This is a genomic window from Enterococcus sp. AMC1086 (genome assembly GCF_058216575.1).
The window spans coordinates 1022700-1045510 of the sequence record NZ_CM177100.1 but is presented as its reverse complement, the minus strand read 5'-3'; the positions used below and the strand labels follow the sequence as shown (position 1 = coordinate 1045510).

Here is a 22811-nt window from a genome sequence, read left to right as displayed (position 1 = left end):
TTTAGAATGCAAATAGACTTTACTATCCTACTTCTTGTCAAACTAAAGTATTTCTTAAGAAAATCAAACAAATATTAACTCATTTGGCATATTTTTGTAACATTGAACCTCTATAATGAATACAGTTACTAAAATAACAACAAGAAAAGAGGTTATCACATGAATCAAGGAATGCTTAGAAAACAAAATATCTTCCCTTTACTATTGATTCTACTTCTTTCATTTGCTAGTATTTTTCTGATTTTTAATAAAGAAGAACAACCAATCCAAGATGAAGCGACTGCTTATCAGCAGATTTTTATTGATGAAATAGCATCTGAAGCGAAACTTTTACAAAAGCAAACCCATTTATTTGCCAGTATCACCGTTGCCCAAGCTATTTTGGAATCAGATTGGGGCCGCAGTGAATTGGCACTTGAAGCAAATAATCTATTTGGGATCAAAGGTACGTTTAATGACCAATCCAGTATTATGCCCACAGATGAATTTATTGATGGTGAACGAATCACAATAGATGATTCATTTAAAAAATATGGAACAATTCAAGAATCCATGGCTGACCATATGGAATTTTTAAAAGGTGGCACTTATGAAGGAATTAAAACAAGCAAAAATTACCGTGAAGCAGCTGTTGCCTTGCAAAATGGTGGTTACGCGACTGACCCAGACTATGCTGAAAAATTAATTGAATTGATTGATGAATTTAAACTAAATAAATACGATAAATAGACAAAGCATATCAAAAGCTGTTCTTGGCAACCTGTGATGCTTAAAGTTAGGAGATTGTTGATATGAATGCCTTTTATTATGTTTTAAAAGATAGTATTAATGATCTCCTACGCAATAAGGTCAGAACCATTTTGAAAAGCATTTTTTCTTTTCTGTATTTCTTTTTTTTGGCGATACTGTTTCATGGATGGTTTACTGTGATTCATTTGGAAGAAATAGAACAAAAAAGGATACTGGAACAGACCGATTCATTGGAGGCTTTGCTTCAATCAGATTCTAATGAAGTTTTACTCACTTTATTAAATAGCTTAAAAATCGCGTTACTTATTTTCAGTATCGGTTTATTTTTATTTGGAGTTTTGTATCTTTTCCTCTATTTTCATAGAGCTATAATACTGGATAAAAAAGAACTTATCATCAAAAAAATGTTAGGTGCTTCCGTGCTGCAAGTAACCCGGGAGCTTTTTCTTGGCTCTTTGTTGCTAATTGTTCCTAGTTGTATCTTGAGTTTTTTCGTAGCTGAAAGTCTTTATACATTCTTTTTTTTATCGTCAGATTCTTGGCTGACAAGTGTTTTGTATCCGCCAAGCTATTTCGTCTTTTATGTAGATTTTTCGTTGATCGAATTATTTTCACTTTTACTTGTTTGCCAATTCCTTTACTTAAAACAAAAAATAACAGATCTTTAAAAGGAGTCTTTTCATATGAATATTTTAGTTGCCGATGATAGTCCGGAAATGGTCCAAATCGTTAGTGCCTATTTAAAAAAAGCTGGTTTTACGGTCTTTGCTGCGCTGGATGGTGAAGCAGCCTTAGATATTTTTTATCAAGAAAAATTAGATTTAGCCATTATTGATTGGATGATGCCTGAAATCGATGGCATTGAAGTCATTAAAACGATCAAAGCTGAAAGTTCATTAAAGGTATTGATGCTGACCGCAAAATCAACTGGTGAAGATGAGTTTCTTTCTTTATCCAGCGGTGCAGATGACTACATCACCAAACCTTTTCATCCTCAAGTATTATTATTACGTGTTAAAAAATTGCTTGGTCTAACGCATTCGTTTTATGTAAAAGATTTACTGATTGATCCAGCTAATTTAAAAATTTGGAGAGAGGAACAAGTTCTGGATTTAACAAAAAAAGAATTTGATTTGCTGATGATACTTGTTAAAAACCGCGGGAGTATTTTAACAAGGGAACAGCTTTTAGTCGGTGTTTGGGGAATGGACTATGATGGCGTAGCACGAACTGTTGACACACATATTAGACGACTTCGTGAAAAAATTGGCGATGAGATCATCACCACCAAAAGAGGAGTGGGCTATCTCATTGAAAAAGAAAACTAGAAAAATCAGTACGACGCTTACTTTGACCTTTTCATTGATCATCATTGGCAGCTTTATTGTTATGTTTGTTTTGAATAGTTTAATCGTCCCGCACTACTATTTTTCAAAAATGGAACATAAAGTTAGCTCTGTTATGACTGATATAAAACATCAAGCCGATTCAGAACAACAACTAATTGAACTAGAAAACAAAAATCAAGTCACGATCATTACTCGAAATTTAGATGATACCTCACTTGATGATTTCAATGAATCTTTGAATATAGAGTTGAATCGAAAAAAAGTAGCATTAAATCGTTTTTGGATCACACAAGAAACATTGGATCAACTACAAAATGCTCCTCAACCTGTTCAACGTAATTTCGATCAAGGAAAACAGAAATCCACTTTCTTAGTTGAGATGCGCGTGATTGATAACACTTTTTATTTGGTCGGTATTTCTACGGTGAATTTTTCTGAAACAGCGAGCTTGATCAATACCTTTAATTTTATTTCTTTGAGTCTGACCTTGGTTTTAATTATTGTATTGATTTATATTTCTGTTCGAAAAATAACTGATCCTTTGGTCAACTTAAAAACAGTTGCAGAAGAAATCACTGAGTTGAGTTTTGTCACAACAGATGATATTCCGTCAAATGAAATTGGTGAGTTAGCTCTTAGCATCAATAAAATGAGTTATGCTTTGGCAACTTATCAAAAGAACTTACTTGTTAAAAATGAACAGTTGAAACAATTTACAGCTGACTTAACTCATGAGTTAAAAACGCCGATCGCCTTGATCAAAGCATACGGTTCAGGAATTGAAGACGATTTGGACGACGGAACTTATCTAAAGGTGATTTTACAGCAAACTCAGCGATTGAATGATATCGTTGATCAGATGTTAGATTATGCAAAATTAGAACAGCAACAGCCGATCCATAAAGTGCCGATTCAATTATCAGATACTTGGCGGCAAACTTTAACAGAACTTCGACCTACAATGGAAAAAGAAGAAATTTTGTTACTGGAAGCAGACACAGATAGGTTGCTTTCATTGATTGAAGCAGATCCAATTCTGCTTAAAAGAGTTTTTGATAATTTATTGACCAACAGTATTAAATACACTACGGACAAAGAAATCCAAGCCAGTTGGCGGGAAACGGAAGAATTTATTGAATTTACGATCAGTAATCAAACCTCCCTAGCTTCGGATTTTGAGGTGAATAAGCTTTGGGAAGCCTTTTACGTCCATGAAAAATCACGGAATAAAAATCTCTCAGGAACAGGTCTTGGCCTGTCAATCGTTCAGTCGATCATGGATGAACATAGCTTTACGATCGAAGCAAGATTGATCCATCAGACATTGATTTTTGTTTTACATTTTTATAAAGTCAGTAAACAAGCGTAGTATTTTTGCGCTTGTTTTTTTGTGTTTGATTTTGGCATTTTTCTGTAACATTGAGTTGGTAGACTTAGTTTATGTTATTGAGCTTCACGGGCTTGCTCCTAGGAAAAAAGATGCAATTTGAATGAGGCAAAATGCACCTCAGTCATATTTCCCTATTTTTCTCTCGGATCAGAACGAGCCTGCTCAGCTTTTAAATTCAGGAGGTCATCATGAAAAAATTTACTATCTATCTAAGTCTAGCCGCAATCACACTTTCTTTATCAGCTTGTAGCTTTAATAAAACAAATGCGTCTAGCAAGCAAGAAGAGCTGGTCGTCAACAAAGAACTCGAGAAAAATAAGACCTATGCTAAAACAGATTTCTCATTCGATGTTGATCCTCCAACTTTTACAGTTTCAATTACCGAAAATGGTGAAAAAGCAGAAGTATCAAAACCGCAAGAAATAAAAGAAGTGACTGATTTAAAAAAGAATACGGATGAGATCAGCTGGACTTATCCTAATGAACAGCTCAAAGTCAAACTAAAAAAAGAGAACAATCATCTAGCTGTATCACTCACAAGTTTATCTGATGAAGATGCAACATTTAACTGGCCTAAATTAGATGCTAAAAATTACGTATTACCGATTGCAGAAGGAAAAACAATTCCTAATGATCAAAAAGAATGGCTTGCTTACTTTAAGCAAAATGAAGAATTATCCATGAGCGAAGCTTTCTCGATGAGTTTTTTTACAACCAATCAAGAAACCTTTGCCACAACATTTGTAATGGATAATACCTTTAATAGCGAACTTTTAACCAAAACTGAACCTCACCTCACATTGGAAGCTAGCCATAATTTTATCGGCTTCGACAAAAATAAAACGCTGAATTATCGACTTTATGTTACAGACAATGATCCGGTCGCAATCGCAAAAACGTATCAAATGGACCGAATCAATTTAGGTGAATTCAAAACGCTTGATGAAAAAGAAAAAGAAAATCCTGAAATCAAAAAAATGCGCGGCGCAATCCAAGTTTACTATTGGAACAGTCGTATTTTAACATCGGAAGATATCAACTGGGCGAAACTACCTCAAATGATAGACGAACCAATTTTTCAATGGATTAGTGAATTATTGACTCAGTATGGTGAAGATGGTTCTGAGGAATATCTAAAAGCTTTGGATGCATTTAAAAACAACGAAGGGTATCAGTATGAGAAAAATACCTTCTTGACATCGATCAATTATGTCTTACTTTATCCACAGTTTTATAACAAAGATATTTTTAAAAATCCAGATGAAGAGGCTCAAAAACTAATCGACAAAGGTATCGATACATTAAGTGAACAAGAGCGTTATACATTAAATAAACATCTATTAGCTAGCGTTCTTGATGATTTGACACCGCCAATCGAACAATGGGGACAAGCAACATCATCTGATGTTTTCAAAGATATGAAAGCCTCTGGTATCGATAATGCTTGGATCGGTCTACCCAACTGGGCAAATGGCTTGATGAATCCTGCGATGGTCAAAACAGCGGTTGATGAAGGCTATCTAATTGGCCCTTATGATTCTTATCAATCCATTCAGGAAAATGCCAGCATTGATTGGAACACTGCCTCTTTCCCTAATAAAAATCTCTACGAAGAAGCAACAGTCTCGAAGAAAAATGGTGAAAAAGTTGCCGGTTTCTTAGGCAAAGGTCGTAAGCTTAATCCGACACTCATTTTCCCTGATGTAAAAGAACGTTTTAACGGAATCGTGCAAAATAAAATTCCATTCAATTCTTGGTTCTTAGATACAGATGCTGCCGGTGAAATTTATAATGACTATGACCCTGACCACTTGACTACCCAAAGTGAAGATGTTGCTGGACGATTAAAAAGAATGGATTATTTTAATCAAAATGGTTTAGTGGTTGGTTCTGAAGGCGGAAATGACTTTGCTTCCAAAGATATGGTTTTTGCTCACGGTATTGAAACTCCCGTCATCATGTGGTCAGATCCAGATATGCGTGAAAATAAAGAAAGTGATTATTATGTAGGAAGTTACGCAGCATTAGATGGTGGTATTCCAACAAAATACAAAAAAGTCGTACCAATCAAGGAAGAATACAAAGCAATCTACACTGATCCTGTTTATTCTCTGCCCCTTTATAAACTTGTTTACAATCGTTCTGTGATTACTTCTCACCAATGGGAATGGGACAGCTATAAAATCAAAGATCAAGTCGGCGAGCGTCGTATCAAAGAATATTTATATAATACACCGCCAATGATGCACATCGACAAATCCGCTTGGGATGAACATAAACAAGATATCTCTGACAATGCGCAAATCTGGAGTCCGTTCCAAAAAACGGCTTTAAAACATGAAATGACAGATTTTAAAATCTTAACTGAGAATCGATTAGTTCAAAAAACAGAATTTGGTGATACATTATCTGTGATTGCTAATTTCTCTGATACTGATTACGATGCAGAGGGTGTTAAAGTTGCCAGTCATACTGCTTTGATCATTGATGATGGCAAAGAAACTGTTGTAAAAACGAACGGATAAATAGGACAGAAGTATTTATTCAAATTTTTTAGGCTAGGACATAACTCGTTGCGTTATGTCCTAGCCTCTTAATTTTTCAACTTAAAGGTCATCTCAACCGGATTATGATCCGAATGTTCAAATTCAGCATCTATCACTTCTCCACTGACGTTTTCTACGTTATCCGAAATAATGAATCCATCGATTAGTGCAACAAACGACTCTCCTTTTTTGTAAGGTTTATCCAAATTACGAACGGATGGTACAGAGACATTGGCTTGGCTTATCGTAGCGACGTGTAAATTTTTCGGCAACTCTTTTTTAGGAAAAGGTTGTAACCAAGTGTATTCTTCTGTTGGATCATTTTTAAATGTCTCAGACGAAGAATCTAGTAGATCATGATTAAAATCGCCACCACCAACAACATAATTGCCTTTTTTATATTCATTTTCCATATGATCGAATAATTTATGCACTTGTTCTTTTTGGATTTTTTGGTCTTTGATGTAGGCTGATAAATGAACATTATACAGCATAAGAAATTTGCCATTTTCAACTGGGATTTTCGATACAGTAAATGCACGATCTAAATCAAAAAATTTATTGAAATTGGTTTCGATTGGTAAACTGTAGCGCGTACTTGTTTCAATTTCTTTACTGCTCAAAGTCAGGATACCTGATTTTGATTTTCCGATTGGGTCAAGAACTGGATACATTAAAAATGCTGAATCATAATTTGTGGCAAATACACTAGAATAGCTATTAAACTGCTGATTGATTTGTGCTACTTCATCCACGCTGTGACTACGAGTCGCTTTTTCATCGACTTCTTGAAATAAAGCGAAATCTGGATCGATTTTTTTAGTCGTATCAATCACACCAGAGATATTTTTAATAACACTCTCTTTACTCACCGCTTTTGACTGTTTGCCACCGTCCATGAAGAATGTATATTCAGGCGTATAAGAACCGTAGCCAATGTTAAAGGTTGTGATTTTGTATTCTGTATTTGTAGTTGTTTGTTTTGTTTTAGCTTTTTGAACCGCTTGGATTGGTATATTATCAGCAATTCTTGAATAACTAAAATAGACATAGCCAACATAAGCTAGAATTACTACAAGAAATGTGACAAGAATACCTAAACAGATTTTGATACTTTTTCTTAAATTCATTATTTTCTCAACTTTCTAAAGTAATAAAGCAGGTGAAAAAATATTTCTAGGTTTGATAGTATATAGTAAACCAGCTTTTTTGATCATAAATAGATTATTTTTTATAAATGATCATACTAATTTTTCACCCAACACAGTGTCATTTTTTTAACATACTATTCATTATAATCATAAAATCAATAAGATTCAATACAGTATAAAGGTCCGTTCAGAGGCGACTACATTCTCTTTTGGCAACATACTTTTAAATGTTTCAGTTATCTTTTTTTTATAAGCTCTGCTAGCTTGTTCACAGTATTGGCATTTCTGATCGTAACTCGACTGTATATCTTAGTTCCAACAATTTTTGACCAACGGCTTTTGGAAAATGTTTTAATTGGTGCTGACCAAAAAATAACTCGTTCATGATAAGCAACTTTCTCATATTCTTCTTTGGCTTCCCCCACGGATGCACTCACTTCTTCTCTTGTCGTCGGCGGGATAATAAAAATAACATTGTGTTTTGATTCTTTATCTGTATTCCACCATTTGGGCGTCTGCTCTAGCACTTCTAACAGATCAGTTCCTGATATAATTGTAACAGCTATTTCAAACCCAAACTTTAATTCAATTAACGCTTCACAGTCTTTTTTCAGTTGTAAAATTTCCGTTTCTTCACTATCAAAAATAACATTTCCACTGTTTAGATAGGTAACGACATTTATAAATCCATGTTGTTCAAAACACTCTTTCAACGTTGCCATGACCACACGGTTTTTTCCCCCTACATTGACGCCACGTAATAAAGCTATATACGTTATCATTTTAGATTCCTCCAGCCAAATAATTCCTGATTAAATGCTAATATTGTCTTCTATATTGCTCTTATATTATAATAAAGAAAACGATAACTAGAAAGAAAAGAGGCTATCGCAATGAAAGATATAAATGATTTTTTATTAAACATCAGTGAACTAGAACACCGCCAACGTGTAGAAGAATTAGTTGACTGGACTATAAAAACCTATCCACAATTCAGTGTTGTTATCAAATGGAATCAACCTATGTTTACTGACCACGGTACCTTTATTATCGCATACAGCACTTCTAAAAAACATATTTCAATCGCACCAGAAACAGTCACCATTTTAGCTTTCAAGGATGACATCGAGAAATCTGGCTATCAACATACAGATAACCTTTTCAAAATAACTTGGGACCAGCCAATCGACTATTCATTATTGAAAAAAATAATTGATTACAACATTCAAGAGAAAATTAATTACACAAAATTTTGGAGAGAATAAGCTCTATACGACTTGTTATATTCAAAAATGTTTTATCAATCGGAAATTATTGAAGTGGTAAAATCACTCTAAATCAATTATTATTTAGACATAGAGAACCCTTAATTATCTTCCCCAAAGATAAAATAGAAATTGATCCCACTTAAATGAAGGTGGGATTTTTTTGTATATTGAATGGTCCACCTTTTTAATTATTCTTCCTATCAAACTTTTTAAACATCGAACAAAAGATTAAGAATTTCTTTAGACAAAAACCCACTTATGCTTATAGTTCTACACTCATTTTTTACTCATTTCGTTTAATTTTTACTATTTTTAAAAACTTATTGACTAGAGTCCTATCTTTAAGTTAAGATAATATTACAAAACCAAATAAAAAAAGGCGCCCTGCAGGAAGACCGCAAATCATCCCGCAGAGCCCTGTATTATAAGCCAGAACTAATAATACAAGTTGCCTCCGTCAATATCTATTGACTATTCCTATTGTACTAAAAGTAAGAAAAGATTGCTAGTCTTTTTTACTTAATCAAGGAATTTGTCGATGTTTATTTGTTGAATGCTTCATGGTATTAGTAGCTGACTAATACCATTTTTTTGTGTTTTGTATAATGATAAGATAATTAGAGCGAAAAACAAAATAAACAGGCACTCTGTAAGAAGACTGCAAATCCTCTGACAGAGCCCTGTATCGTCAGCCAGAACTGACAATACAAGTTGCCTGAGTCAATGTTACATTGACCTATTCATTTTACCTAATTTTTGTAAGAAATACTAGTACTTTTTACAAATTTTAGTAAATTAATCGGTTAATGATTATTTATTGAACTCTTGCGCGGTATTGGTTGGTGACCAATGCCGTTTTTTTCGCTCTTTTTATAAATAGTAAACACTAAGTTCTCCTTTTTTCTTGATAACTTTCCAAAGTAAACTCTTAGTGTTTACGAGCTAGTGTTACTGAGATCAATCGCTCATCATGCTTTTCTATTCAGTCAAAAAAAGGTTGCCGAGTCAATGTGCAAAATATAAATAAACAGACAAACAAATAATTTTCCTTAGATTTACCCGACTGAATAACGAAAAGTAGCGAATGATTTCTTGTACACTAGTAATAGTTAGAATTTTCCTAGCGGAAGGTAAGTTCTAACTTGCAAGTAAAAAAATAGTAGAGTTGCAGAATCTACTATTTTCAAGCAGCTGCTTACCAGCTATTCCTTTTTATAATAGAGTCGTATCCAACCATTTCAATAAACAGAAGGTAAGCAGCTACTTGTTTTTTAAAGTATTCCTTTATTAAATTGAATTAGATTTAAGTAAAGACTAACTATAAACTATAGGACAATACTATGAATAGCTTGATTTTTTTCATATATTTGTTCAAACAGTCATATAGACTATAATTTATTTTTTTATCAATATAGATAAAGTTCCTTGACTATTTTGAAAAAAATTTCAAAAAACGTATACAACCTTATATATGAGTACCTTTTTATTCATTGATAGCTTAGGTAAAAAAACTAGAAATATTGCGATCACATCACGAACCTTTTCTCTCCTGATTTTAGTGAATGTTTGAATTGGATTATTAGAAAATAATGTACAAAGTGAAATAAAATTTCAATTTGGTGTTTTTATCCTAATTGATGCGAATTAAATGGTCATCCACTCAACGCATCCGCATCATCTTTTTTTGCATTTTAATTCTTTTTAAATTCATTTTTATTTTAAAGCCACTGTCCTTTTATATTACATAGGATCATCATCGTGTTGGATTTTTTTAATCTCATTTTTTTCGTCACAAAAAAACAGCAGTCTCTTAGAAAAGATTTCTGCTGCCTCAACGATACTATTTTCCTTTTTAGCTTTATTATTAAATACGACCTAATGTCCAATTGCTTGATTTACTGTATCTTCAAACACTCTATTTATTATAAATTTTCGGACCTTTTCGCATATTTTTACGATCATTTTTAGGCTTTTCCATTTTTTCAGATCTGCCTCCGCCTTGTTTTTTCTTAATCAATTCAAGCATTTTTTTCTTTGTATCCATTTATTGCACCGCCCTTGTTATGAGAGTCACTGACTCGATATGTGTTGTTTGTGGGAAGTTATCCACTGGTTGAACTTCTTTTACTTCAAAGCCACCTTCGACTAGTAGGGCAAGATCTCGTGCCAATGTTGCTGGATTACAACTCACATAAACAATACGTTCAGGTTTGGTTTCGATCAAGGTTTCTACTAAACTCGCTTCTAGGCCTTTACGCGGTGGATCAACAATCACAACATCAGGCTTGATGTCATTTTCGATCATTCTTGGTAATGCTTCTTCAGCTAAGCCTGCTGTAAAAGTTGCATTCGTGATATTGTTCAATTTTGCATTGCTTTCAGCATTTTTTGCTGCTTCTTCAATGACTTCCACACCATAAACATGCTTTGCATCTTGCGCTAATGTTAAACCGATCGTACCGATCCCACAATACGCATCCACCACGATTTCTTCACCAGTCAATGCTGCGTATTCTTTGACTTTATTATACATTACTTCTGTTTGTTGCGGATTTACTTGGTAGAATGAACGAGAAGAAATCTCAAATTTCAAATCAAATATCGTATCGATCATTTTATCTTCTCCGTGTAAAAGAATCGTTTCATCTCCAAAAATCACGTTTGTCTTTTTAGCATTGACATTTTGCACGATGCTGACAACTTCAGGCAACGCTTCTAAAATATCAGGAATGATTTTGCTTGTTGGGAATAATTTTGGTGTTCTGGTAATTAAAACAACCATCATTTCCCCTGTGTGATAGCCACGGCGAACAACGATATGGCGTAAATTACCAGTGTTATCTGATTCGTTGTATGGCTTGATGCTGTAACGTCTCATAATATCACGAATTTTGATGACTGCTTCATCGATTTTAGGGTCTTGAATATAGAAATGTTCTAATGGAATTAAATCATGACTATTTTTTCTGAAGAAACCGGTTTGCAACTTATCATCGATTTTTCTTACTGGAATTTGTGCTTTATTACGGTAGCCCCATGGATTGTTCATACCTAGTGTGTCTAATACGGGAACTTCTGGCAATTTTGCTACGCGCTGCATCACATTTTTTACTTGGTCTGTTTTAAAAGTCAATTGAGCACCATAGGCTAAATGCTGTAATGGACTTATTCCAACTTTAGTAAAGTTTGCATCTTTGACTGGTACACGGTCTTCACTTGATTTTAAGATAGTCAAAACTTTCCCATAGCCGAAACTTTTGCCGACTTTTAAGACTTTGATTTCGATTTTTTCACCTGGTAAGGCATTTTCTATAAAAAGCGGGTAGCCATCAACTTTGGCAACACCCATTCCTTCATGTGTCAGATCAATAATATCAACTTCGATTGTTTCATTTTTGTTTACTGGAAAATTATTCATAAGTCGCTCCTTCTTTTATGCGCTTCACTCATTCTAATGAAAAACTGCTAGAAAAGCAATAGAGAGTTTGTTTCTACAGCTAAAAGAAGCAAAAATTAATCTTTCTACTTAGTTGATTTCAGCTAGTTTATTTTCGATAAGCTGGATCACTTGTTTTTTTGCTTCTTCACTTTCGATAAAATCGTACCTGTCCCCATCAATTTGGATTTTAGGGCTCTCATTGTATTCTTCAAACCATTTTTCATAGCGGCTATTCAATTCTTTATAATAGTCATATAATGAAGAATCTCGTTCTACTTGCTCATAAGGGCGCCCTCGCCTTTGAATACGTTCCAGCATTTTAGGAAAGGATATTTTAATGTGAACAAGTAAATCCGGACGTTTTTTATTGGCTGCATAGGGTAGTTCTTGTAACATATTTTCTAATAAAGAATCGTATACTTTTACTTCTGTCTCATTCGCTCTCCCCAAGTCAGCATTTAGATGAAACAATAAAGAATCTTCATATATCGAGCGATCCAACACATTATTTTCATGAGAAAGTGCTTGTTTAATACTAGCAAATCGCTTGTTTAAAAAATAAATTTGTAATAAAAATGCATATTTTTTAGGATCTGCATAAAATAAAGGCAACACTTCGTTATCATCAACAGACTCATAAAAAGCATCTGATTCTAAATGTTCTGAAATAATTTCGGTTAAACTTGATTTACCTGCACCAATTGTACCTGCTAAAACGATCACTGACATCGAACTCCCTACCTATTAATCATTATTATTTTATTTTTAATCGATGGATCGTGCCATAAATTGTATTCATGAAACACACAACAATAAAGCCACTCTCCAAACGCTTGAATTACCTCTTTATACGATAATACTATTGAAAAAAAGATTTCTGTATCTCTTTCTCAATCTTTAAACTCATTTGCACTTCTATTTGAGCCACATCATACAAGCCTTTTATCCACTAAATCCTATTATTTTTTTTGCAGCGTTGATGATTTATTTAATTTACTCTTGATTCAGTCACAAGTCAATATTACACTTTCTTAGCCATCGATTATGAGATATTTCTCATACCATATTCCATTCTATTTTATTCAACCATTAAAAAAGTACCTAAGATAAACAAGCATTTGTTTTATCCTAGATACTTACTTCTATTTTATTTTTGATAAATCAACCAATTTTTCCGTTGTTATCAATATCCTCTTCAGTTAAACGTTCGACTTCTTTTACAAACTCTTCACTCGTTTTTTGATACTCGTCTTCATCTTCATCGTAATCCTCTAAGACAGAACCCATGATTGCATTGGATGGAATCGCATCTGCATTGGCAAACATTTCAATGTGCTGATGCAAATTAGTAAATTCCATGGGCGCATCTCCACCATACTCACCGTCCAAATTGATCATCATACGACTATTTGGTTCAAGCGTTTCAGCGTGTAAATAGCTAGTTTTTGTATAGACCAAACGATGATCTTCGATATGCTTACCACCGTTGAGCATTAATGCAGCTAAATGTAAAATCTCAAAAACGTTAGCTGTTTTCACAATAATCAATGAAAACTTCCCATCATCAAGTTTTGCATCTGGCGCAATCTTTTCAAAACCACCGACCGAATTGGTCAGTCCTAAGAAAAACATTGAAGCATTGCCTTCATAAACACCCTCATCATATTCCATCCGCATTTTGACTGGCTTGACCCGAGGCAACATTTCTGCCCCTTTTGCTAGATAAGCAAGGTAACCAAAAATACTTTTAAGTTCTGAAGGAACTTCGTAAGTTAGTTCAGTTAAATGACCGCCAGCTGCAATATTAATAAAATAGCTATCTTTTGCTTTACCGATGTCCATTTTCACAGTTTGATTTTTTTTGATGACTTCTGCTGCTTTAACAATATTGTCTCTCGGAATTTTTAATGCTCTCGCATAATCATTGGTTGTTCCTGCAGGTATGATCGCCATAGACGGCCTTTTTTCTAAAGGAGCAATGCCATTTACAACTTCATTTATTGTTCCGTCGCCACCAGCTGCAACAATTAGGTCAAAACCTAATTCTGCAACTCGGCGTGCTTCGTTCTTAGCGGAATTTTTATCTGGAGTTGTAGCAAAAGCACTGGTTTCATATCCGCATTCTTCCACTATTGAAAGAATATCAGCTAGATTTTTTTTAACTAGCTCTTTACCTGAAGTTGGATTATAAATCACTCTTGCTTTTTTCATAATCATCTGCTACTTTCTAGCGTTTTGCCAATTCTTCTTGTAACAGTTTATTTACTATCCCTGGGTTCGCTTGGCCTTTCGTTGCTTTCATGATTTGGCCGACTAAAAAGCCAACAGCGCGGTCTTTTCCATTTTTGAAATCATCTACAGATTGTTGGTTGTTATCTAACACTTCATTGATGATCGGTAGCAATTGTGATGGATCAGATAATTGAACTAAGCCTTTTGCTTCAACAACTTCTTTGGCATCTCCACCATTTTCGATCAATTCTTTAAAGACTTTTTTAGCGATTTTAGAACTGATTGTGCCATCTTCGATCAATGTGATCATACCCGCTAAGTTTGCTGGCGTTAATTTTGTATCTGGTAATTCAATTTTTTCACTATTCAAATATGCTGAAACTTCACCCATCAACCAGTTAGAAACTTGTTTTGCATCTGCTCCTTCATTTAAAGCAGCTTCAAAGAAATCAGACATTTCTTTTGTCAATGTCAGAACCATGGCATCATATTCCGGTAAGCCTAGCTCTTTGATATAGCGAGCTCGACGAGAAGCTGGCATTTCAGGTAAGCTATGACGTACACGCTCGATCCACTCATCATCGATCGCAAAACGTGGTACATCTGGTTCAGGGAAGTAACGGTAGTCACTTGATCCTTCTTTAACACGCATCAATAATGTTTTATTCGTTGTTTCATCGAATCGACGTGTTTCTTGTTGGATCTCTCCACCAGATAATAAAACTTTTGCTTGACGCTTTTCTTCAAAAGCAAGGCCTTTTTTAACAAAACTCATTGAGTTCAGATTCTTAAGTTCTGCTTTTGTTCCAAACTCTTCTTGACCATATGGACGTAAAGAAATATTAGCGTCACAACGCATTGACCCTTCTTCCATTTTTACATCTGAAACGCCTGTAAATAGGATGATTGAACGGATTGCTTCTAAATAAGCATACGCTTCTTCTGGCGAACGCATATCTGCTTCTGAAACGATCTCGATCAGAGGCGTACCTTGACGGTTTAAGTCAACATACGAATAGCCGCCATCACCATGAATATTTTTCCCAGCATCTTCTTCTAAATGCACTCGTTCAATACGAATACGTTTTGTTTTACCTTCAACTTCGATATCGATCCAGCCATCATGACCAATTGGTTGATCGAATTGAGAAATTTGATAAGCTTTGGGATTATCTGGGTAGAAATAGTTTTTACGGTCAAAATGTGTATCTTTAGAAATTTCACAATTTAATGCAAGAGCCGCTTTCATACCAAATTCAAGTGCTTGTTTATTCATTACGGGCAATACGCCTGGATAACCCCAATCGATTACATTTGTATTGCTATTTGGTTCTGCGCCAAAGTGTGCTGGTGCAGGTGAAAAGATTTTAGAATTTGTCTTTAATTCTACGTGGACCTCAAGTCCGATGACAGTTTCAAAATTCATTAGTCATTCCCCCCTAAGATCACAGGTTTTTTCGTATGGAAATCCGTTGCTTGTTCAAATCCATAGGCTGCTTTGTACATCGTACTCTCATCGAAAGGTTTACCGATAATTTGCAAGCCGACTGGCAAGCCTTCTGAAAATCCTGCTGGTACTGACATACCAGGTAATCCCGCCAAATTGACTGGAATCGTTAATAAATCGTTCATATACATTGTAATTGGATCATTGATATTTTCACCTAAACCAAATGCGACAGTTGGTGAAGCAGGGCCAATGATAATATCATATTTTTCAAAAACAGTATCGAAATCTTGTTTGATCAAGGTTCTTACTTGTCCCGCTTTTTTGAAATAAGCATCATAATAACCGGCGCTCAAAGAGAACGTTCCTAGCATAATACGACGTTTTACTTCGACACCAAATCCTTCAGAACGTGAATTTACATATACATCTTCAAGATTTTTCACATTTTCAGAGCGGTAACCATAACGAATACCATCAAAACGTTGTAAGTTAGAGCTTGCTTCAGATGAAGCGATGATATAATACACAGCCACACCATATTTAGAATGTGGTAAACTCACTTCTTCTACTGTTGCGCCTAACGCTTTAAATGTTTCTGCTGCTTTAAGAATTGCTTCACGAACACCAGCATCAACACCTTCACCAAGATACTCTTTTGGTAACGCCACTTTCATGCCTTTGATATCTCCTGTTAATCCCGCAGTAAAATCAGGTACAGACGCACCCGCAGAAGTGCCATCTTTTTCATCAAAACCACTGATTGCATTCAGTGCTAACGCATTATCTTTAACATTTCTTGTCAATGGACCAATTTGATCCAAACTAGAAGAGAACGCAATTAAACCAAAACGAGACACACGTCCATAAGTTGGTTTCAATCCAACAATTCCGTTAAATGAAGCAGGCTGACGAATACTTCCACCAGTATCACTTCCTAAAGAAACTGGAATCTGACCAGCTGCAACGGCTGATGCTGAACCACCAGAAGAACCACCAGGAACTTTCGTATGGTCCCACGCATTTTTTGTTTTCTTGAAGTGCGACGTCTCAGTACTTGCCCCCATCGCAAATTCATCCATGTTTAATTTTCCTACAGGGATCATATCCGCTTGATAGACTTTATCCATAACAGTCGCATCATAAATTGGATTGAAGTTGTGGAGCATTTTTGATGCTGCTGTTGTTAAAATATCTTTCGTTACGATATTGTCTTTGATTCCGATTGGAATACCCGCTAAAGGATTTGATTCAGTAATCCCTTTAAGATCGATTGCTTTGGCTAATTCTAACGCTTTTTCATCACTGATCGTAATAAATGAATCCACATCTTTTTCAGTTTCATTGATGCGGTTCAATGTTGCCTGTGTTAAATCAGTTGCTGTAATTTCTTTTGAGACAAGTAAATCATGCAGTTCTGTTAGTGACTTATCGTATAATTTTTCCATTATGCACCAGCCTCCCCGTTATCGATAATCGCTGGCACTTTGATGTAGCCATTCTCTGATTCAGGCACATTTTTCATTAGTTCATTGCGATCCATACCTGGTGTTACGACATCTTCTCTCATTACATTGATTGCTTGCGCAACATTAGAGGTAAATGGAACACCCTCCGTATCGACTTCTTCTAATAATTCCACCATGTCGATGATTTTTCCTAATTGATCTGTAAAGTCTTTTAATTCCTCATTTGAAAAAGACAATTTAGACAATTTGGCTACATGTTTTGCTTGTTCTTCACTGATTGCCATGGATACCCTTCTTTCCTTTAGAAAAACTCTATCAAGAGTTCACTAGTTCATTTTTATACTGTTATGCGATATTTCGCGTTTAAAAACAGCTTTTTTCTTATTCTATCATAAAATTCTAAAAATTTTTGAAAGAGATGGAAGAAAATAGTCTGAAAATGTAAAAAATAGCATCGAAAATTCGATTTGTTTCATTTTTAAGCTATTCGTCTGCTTCTTTTGTATAGCTATTATCTAATGCGGTAACCATTTGCTGCTCATCCCAGACCTCGATGCCGAGATCCTGTGCTTTCGTCAATTTACTACCGGCATCTTCACCTGCAACAACGATATCCGTTTTCTTCGAAACACTGCCAGTTACTTTTCCGCCTAGATTTTCGATTTTTTCTTTTGCTTCTTCTCTATTGTAATGTGTAAGTTTCCCCGTTAAAACCACTGTTTTATCTTTAAATGGCGATTCTACAGCTTCTAATTGAGAGATACGAATTCCTTTATACTCAAAATTAACTCCAGCTTTTGTCAGCTCATCCATTAGTTCGTGCACTTCTTCATTTTCAAAATACGTGACTAAGCTATCTGCGATGATCTCACCTATCGAATCAAGTGCAACGACCTCCTCTTTGGTCGCTAAGCTAATCACACGTAAATCACCAAAATGTTCTGCTAAAACTTTAGCTGCTTTAGCCCCCACATGGCGAATGCCTAATCCAAAAATTAAGCGCTCAACGGAATTATCACGACTTGCGGCAATTGCTTGATAGATATTATTTGCTGATTTTTCTTTGATTTTTTCAAGAGTCATCAGCTGCTCTTGCGTTAAAAAGTAAAGGTCTGCCACATCTGCGACTAACTCTTTGTCATACATTTGTTCTAAAACCCGAGGACCTAATCCATCAATATTCATCGCATTTCTAGATACAAAATGATTCAATCCTTCTTTGATTTGAGCTGGGCACTTTGGATTGATACAACGTAAAGCCACTTCTTCATCCAGATGAACTAATTCACTGTCACAAACTGGACAATGAGTTGGAATTTCATAAGGTTGGCTATTCTCATCTCTTTTTTCGGTCAAAACTTGCGCCACTTCTGGAATAATATCTCCTGCTTTATAAATGATCACAGTGTCATTTAAACGGATATCTTTCATCTCAATGAAATCAGCATTATGCAAACTTGCACGGCTAACAGTCGTACCTGCCACACGAACTGGTTGCATTACAGCCGTGGGTGTGACAACCCCTGTACGCCCAATCGTCCATTCGATTTCATCTACAACTGTTTGCGCCTCTTCTGGTGGAAATTTATAAGCGATTGCCCAACGAGGTGCTTTGACAGTGAAACCTAACTCGTCTTGAATCGTAAATTCATTCGTCTTAATTACAATCCCATCGATTTCATACGGTAATTCTGACCGTTTTTCATGATATTCTTCTATATAAGCCCAGACTTCATCGATATCTTGGCATAATTTTTTTTCAGGATTGGTCCTAAGGCCGATTTCTGATAGTTCATTCAGTGCATCGTACTGTGTTTTTGCGGTCATTGGACCAAAATCAGCAACTGTATATAAGAAAGTACTAAGATTTCTTTTGGCAACCATACTTGTATCTAATTGACGTAAACTTCCAGCTGCTGCATTTCTTGGATTCGCAAAGACATCTTGTCCAGCTTCTTCTCGTTCTTTATTCAAGTTCACAAATGATAGTTTTGGCATATAACATTCGCCACGGACTTCAACTGAAATTGGTTTTTTCAATTCTAAAGGAATCGATTTAACTGTTTTTAGATTTTCCGTGATATTTTCACCAACTGTTCCATCACCACGAGTTGCTCCTTGAACAAATTTGCCGTTTTCATATTTTAATGAAATAGCTAATCCATCAATTTTCAGCTCACAGCAATAGCTGACAGATTTTCCCGCTAATTTTTGAACGCGTTCGTCAAAATCGTAAATGTCTTCTTTACTAAAACCATCATTTAAACTATACATCTGCACTTCATGCGTAACTTTTTCAAAGCCTTGTAAAATCTTTCCGCCAACTCGTTGCGTTGGTGAATCAGAAGTGATCAAATCTGGATATTCGGTTTCTATGTCTAATAATTCTTTGTACAAGCGATCATACACATAATCTTCTACGGTCGGTTTATCCGCTACATAATATTCATGAGAATACTGATTTAACTGCGTCCGTAGCTCTTTTGCTTTATCTGTCGCTTCGGTTAATGTTAGTGGCTTTTCCGCCATAGTTACTCCTCCTAATTTAAAAGCGTAGCGGGCCCGTCTAGGCTCGCAGAAAAATAGGAAAATATGTTTGTGACGCTCTTTGTCACAGATATGTTTTATCTTTTTTCCTAGAGTCAGGCCCGCGGAGCTAGAAAACATATCGAAAACAAAAGGTTCGTCCAGATCATTTCCCCTAAATTTAGCCCTTGTCGCTAGATATTTTTTCAATCGGAGCAAATGCTGCTAATAAGCGCTTGATGCCTTTTTCAGGAAAAGCTACGTCTAATTCCAAGTCTTTAGCGGTACCGCCAACTCGAACGACTGTACCTGTTCCCCACGCTTTATGTCTGACCTTATCTCCTGCTTGCCAGGCCATTGATTCTCCACCACTGGCAACTTTATCCGTTACTGGCTGTCTAGTCGGCTGTGCATAAGATGGTTTGAATACTTTTGGTTCAAAGGTTCTTGTAAGTGCTGGTGAAGCAATCGAACCTTGTAAATCTAACAATTCTTCATCGATTTCATCTAAGAAACGACTGGGACGATTGTATTGTGTTCTTCCATATAACGTTCTAGAAAAGGCATTTGTGATAAATAAAATTTCCTCTGCTCGCGTAATGCCTACATAGGCTAAACGGCGCTCTTCTTCTAATTCACTTTCTTCTAACATGGCACGAGATAGTGGAAAGACGCCTTCTTCCATCCCAATCAAAAAGACAACTGGAAATTCAAGTCCTTTTGCTGCATGCAGTGTCATCAACGTTACTTGAGAGGTACTTTCTTCTAAATTATCTAAGTCTGAAACAAGCGCTAAATCATTTAAAAATACCGCTAATTTTTCATCTGGCGCATCTGCCTCTTCTTCATCCTGACGTTCGTAACGTTTGTCGAATTCTTGGGTAACGGTTAAGAATTCATCTAAGTTTTCTAAGCGCGCTTGCGATTCTAAATTATTTTGTCTGACTAATTCTTCACGATAACCACTGCGATCCAACACTTCTTTCACTAATTCAGTGATCGTTAAATATGGAATCATCTGTGTCAGATCTTGAATCATCATCCCAAAGCTCCCTAATTCTTTACCAGCCTTACCTGAAATATTTGCTAGATCTACATTTTGTGAAGCCTCGAGTAATGACCAGCCATGCATTTGAGAAAAACTTCTTAATTTTTCGACAGAACTTTTACCAATGCCTCTTTTTGGTTCATTGACTACTCGTTCAAAACTAAGTGAGTCCATTGAATTGGAGATAATGTTTAAGTATCCTAAAATATCTTTAATTTCTTTACGATCATAGAATTTATGTCCGCCAACCATCGTATAAGGAATATTCGATTTAAGCAGCATTTCTTCCATTACTCGAGATTGAGCATTCGTGCGATATAAAACTGCGAAATTACCATAGATACGGTCTTTTTCGCGTATTTCTTTTTGGATTTGCCCCACAATAAACTGCGTTTCATCCCGCTCGTTATCACCACGATAATAAACAATTTTTTCTCCATCCGTATTTTCTGTCCATAATTGTTTATCTCGGCGATTGCTATTGTTTTTGATTACGTTATTCGCTGCATCAAGAATTTTTTTGGTGGATCTGTAATTTTGTTCTAGCATAATCACAGAGGCATCAGGATAATCTTTTTCAAAATCTAAGATATTCTGCATATCTGCTCCACGCCAACCATAAATACTTTGGTCAGCATCTCCCACAACACACAAATTTTTGAAACGTGCCGCCAGCATATTGACTAATGTGTACTGCGCATGGTTAGTATCTTGGTACTCATCTACGTGGATATAATGGAATTTATTTTGATAATAGCTCAACGAATCAGGATGCTCATTAAATAGACGAATCGTGTTCATGATCAAATCATCGAAATCCATACACTGATTATTTCTTAATTCTTTTTGATACATTTTATAGCATTTAGCGACAACTTCTTCGTAAGGTGTTCCTTGTAATTCTGCTACTTTTTCAGGAGTCTGCAGTTCATTTTTAGCGTTACTGATCGTACCTAAAATCGAACGAGGATCATATTTCTTTATATCGATGTTTAGTTCATTCAAAATTCGCTTCATCAACGTTCGCTGTTCAGAAGTATCAATAATCGTGAAATTACGATTATAACCGATATGATCGACATCACGGCGCAAAATACGCACACACATCGAGTGAAATGTCGAAACCCAAACATCATTTCCGCCAACTTCTAATAACTTTCCAACCCGTTCTCTCATTTCTTTTGCGGCTTTATTGGTAAATGTGATTGCTAAAATATTCCATGGATTAACATCTTTTTCTTCAATTAAGTAGGCAATACGGTGAGTTAAAACTCTTGTCTTTCCGCTACCTGCACCCGCCATAACTAATAAAGGCCCTTCAGTATGTAGAACGGCTTCTTTTTGTCTCGGGTTCATACCTTGGATCAAGGCGTTTTCTTGTGCCATCATCAACGTCCTCTCTCTTTTTTCAATCTTATACATTATACCAAAAAAAACACAAAAGCTGAACAGATAGAACAAACCTTGCGTAATAACATACAAAAAATTTTAATGATACTTATCACAATGGATGTTTAGATTATGATGCACAGCTTAAATCCGTCAAACAAGATTTTAGAAGTAAAATTCTTTTATTGTCAAAAAAGAGTTAGCGTATCTTAATATCATTTTTAGTCCATCATCATTTAGTCTATGAACAACTTATTTCCGAAAGCGTTACTTTTGCTCCTGCCGTTTGTTCTAGCCTCCAATTAACCCAAAAAGCACCCGTATCATTTGATACAGATGCTTTTTGTAATCTCTTTGCTCAAAAATAGGAATAAATGAGCCTCACTAAAATAATAATATTCGTAGGATTTCAATTATCTCAATTCCATTTTGTTTGTGCTGAACTTTTATAAAATAAGGATGAGACAATATTTATTATCAGCAAATGTTAGCCAATAATTGATTTTTTCATCTCCATTAGGAAAAATTCGCGACCACGCGATCGACATCCGAAATGTTTTAAAATCTAGTTCAGCAAATAGTGCAATATCTTCTTTATACACGTGATAATGATCGATACCAGAATGATTTGGATCATAGATATCCTCTTGAATTGACGAGGTAATTTCCATAGCCCTACTATGAGAACCAGCGATTAGTACATCACAAACACTGATTCCCTTCCCATCTTGATCCCAAGCACCTTCTATTTGATGCGCTGCAACGGCTCAGCCCCAAAGAAACGTTTCTTTCATCACCAACCATTTT

17 protein-coding genes and 1 pseudogene are annotated in these 22811 nt (G+C 35.4%); 6 read left to right on the top strand and 12 right to left on the bottom strand.

The window, feature by feature from the left end; genetic code table 11:
* Window positions 1–159: 159 nt before the first annotated feature.
* The 5 genes from AC4BC4_RS04920 (at window position 160) to AC4BC4_RS04900 (ending at window position 6014) form a co-directional block, all read left to right on the top strand.
* The gene (locus tag AC4BC4_RS04920; protein WP_438758641.1) at window positions 160–729 is read left to right on the top strand and encodes a glycoside hydrolase family 73 protein; all 570 of its coding nucleotides are present in this window, start codon (window positions 160–162) and stop codon (window positions 727–729) included.
* A gap of 167 nt (window positions 730–896) precedes the next feature.
* Window positions 897–1418, top strand: a complete 522-nt coding sequence (locus AC4BC4_RS04915) for an FtsX-like permease family protein (protein WP_490476964.1) — start codon at window positions 897–899, stop codon at window positions 1416–1418.
* Between the two features lie 15 nt (window positions 1419–1433).
* Window positions 1434–2078, top strand: coding sequence for a response regulator transcription factor (locus AC4BC4_RS04910; RefSeq protein WP_490476963.1), 645 nt, complete (start codon window positions 1434–1436; stop codon window positions 2076–2078).
* A complete protein-coding gene (locus AC4BC4_RS04905; RefSeq protein WP_490476962.1) occupies window positions 2062–3468 on the top strand; it encodes a sensor histidine kinase in 1407 nt (468 codons plus the stop codon). The genes AC4BC4_RS04910 and AC4BC4_RS04905 overlap by 17 nt, the downstream gene beginning before the upstream one ends.
* A gap of 209 nt (window positions 3469–3677) precedes the next feature.
* Entirely contained in the window at window positions 3678–6014 is a 2337-nt protein-coding gene (locus tag AC4BC4_RS04900; protein WP_490476961.1) for a glycoside hydrolase, read from the top strand.
* A 68-nt stretch (window positions 6015–6082) separates the two neighbouring features.
* Here AC4BC4_RS04900 and AC4BC4_RS04895 read toward each other — a convergent pair whose 3' ends face one another.
* The gene (locus AC4BC4_RS04895) at window positions 6083–7165 is read right to left on the bottom strand and encodes a hydrolase (RefSeq protein ID WP_490476960.1); all 1083 of its coding nucleotides are present in this window, start codon (window positions 7163–7165) and stop codon (window positions 6083–6085) included.
* A 257-nt stretch (window positions 7166–7422) separates the two neighbouring features.
* Window positions 7423–7968, bottom strand: coding sequence for a DUF1697 domain-containing protein (locus tag AC4BC4_RS04890; protein WP_490476959.1), 546 nt, complete (start codon window positions 7966–7968; stop codon window positions 7423–7425).
* Between the two features lie 111 nt (window positions 7969–8079).
* On the opposite strand from AC4BC4_RS04890, the gene AC4BC4_RS04885 reads away from it, so the two are divergent.
* Entirely contained in the window at window positions 8080–8451 is a 372-nt protein-coding gene (locus AC4BC4_RS04885) for an iron chaperone (RefSeq protein ID WP_438758634.1), read from the top strand.
* Between the two features lie 1918 nt (window positions 8452–10369).
* Here AC4BC4_RS04885 and AC4BC4_RS04880 read toward each other — a convergent pair.
* From AC4BC4_RS04880 to AC4BC4_RS04835, 10 genes and pseudogenes are all read right to left on the bottom strand, one after another.
* Entirely contained in the window at window positions 10370–10498 is a 129-nt protein-coding gene (locus AC4BC4_RS04880) for a hypothetical protein (protein WP_438758633.1), read from the bottom strand.
* Window positions 10499–11872: a 23S rRNA (uracil(1939)-C(5))-methyltransferase RlmD gene (gene rlmD, locus AC4BC4_RS04875; RefSeq protein WP_438758632.1), complete on the bottom strand. Its 1374-nt coding sequence runs from the start codon at window positions 11870–11872 to the stop codon at window positions 10499–10501.
* Between the two features lie 108 nt (window positions 11873–11980).
* The gene (locus AC4BC4_RS04870; protein ID WP_438758631.1) at window positions 11981–12622 is read right to left on the bottom strand and encodes a deoxynucleoside kinase; all 642 of its coding nucleotides are present in this window, start codon (window positions 12620–12622) and stop codon (window positions 11981–11983) included.
* A gap of 432 nt (window positions 12623–13054) precedes the next feature.
* The gene (locus AC4BC4_RS04865) at window positions 13055–14104 is read right to left on the bottom strand and encodes a diacylglycerol kinase (RefSeq protein ID WP_438758630.1); all 1050 of its coding nucleotides are present in this window, start codon (window positions 14102–14104) and stop codon (window positions 13055–13057) included.
* 16 nt (window positions 14105–14120) lie between these two features.
* A complete protein-coding gene (gatB, locus tag AC4BC4_RS04860; RefSeq protein WP_438758629.1) occupies window positions 14121–15551 on the bottom strand; it encodes an Asp-tRNA(Asn)/Glu-tRNA(Gln) amidotransferase subunit GatB in 1431 nt (476 codons plus the stop codon).
* Entirely contained in the window at window positions 15551–17020 is a 1470-nt protein-coding gene (gatA, locus tag AC4BC4_RS04855; RefSeq protein WP_490476958.1) for an Asp-tRNA(Asn)/Glu-tRNA(Gln) amidotransferase subunit GatA, read from the bottom strand. Before gatA ends, gatB begins: the two co-directional genes overlap by 1 nt.
* Entirely contained in the window at window positions 17020–17325 is a 306-nt protein-coding gene (gene gatC / locus AC4BC4_RS04850; RefSeq protein ID WP_438758627.1) for an Asp-tRNA(Asn)/Glu-tRNA(Gln) amidotransferase subunit GatC, read from the bottom strand. Before gatC ends, gatA begins: the two co-directional genes overlap by 1 nt.
* Window positions 17326–17524: 199 nt before the next feature.
* Window positions 17525–19570 (bottom strand): NAD-dependent DNA ligase LigA, encoded by a 2046-nt coding sequence (gene ligA / locus AC4BC4_RS04845; protein ID WP_490476957.1) that lies wholly within the window; start codon window positions 19568–19570, stop codon window positions 17525–17527.
* Window positions 19571–19748: 178 nt separating this feature from the next.
* Window positions 19749–22001, bottom strand: a complete 2253-nt coding sequence (gene pcrA / locus AC4BC4_RS04840) for a DNA helicase PcrA (RefSeq protein WP_490476956.1) — start codon at window positions 21999–22001, stop codon at window positions 19749–19751.
* A 509-nt stretch (window positions 22002–22510) separates the two neighbouring features.
* Window positions 22511–22798, bottom strand: a pseudogene (locus AC4BC4_RS04835) (family 1 glycosylhydrolase); the annotation flags it as partial.
* Between the last annotated feature and the right edge of the window lie 13 nt (window positions 22799–22811).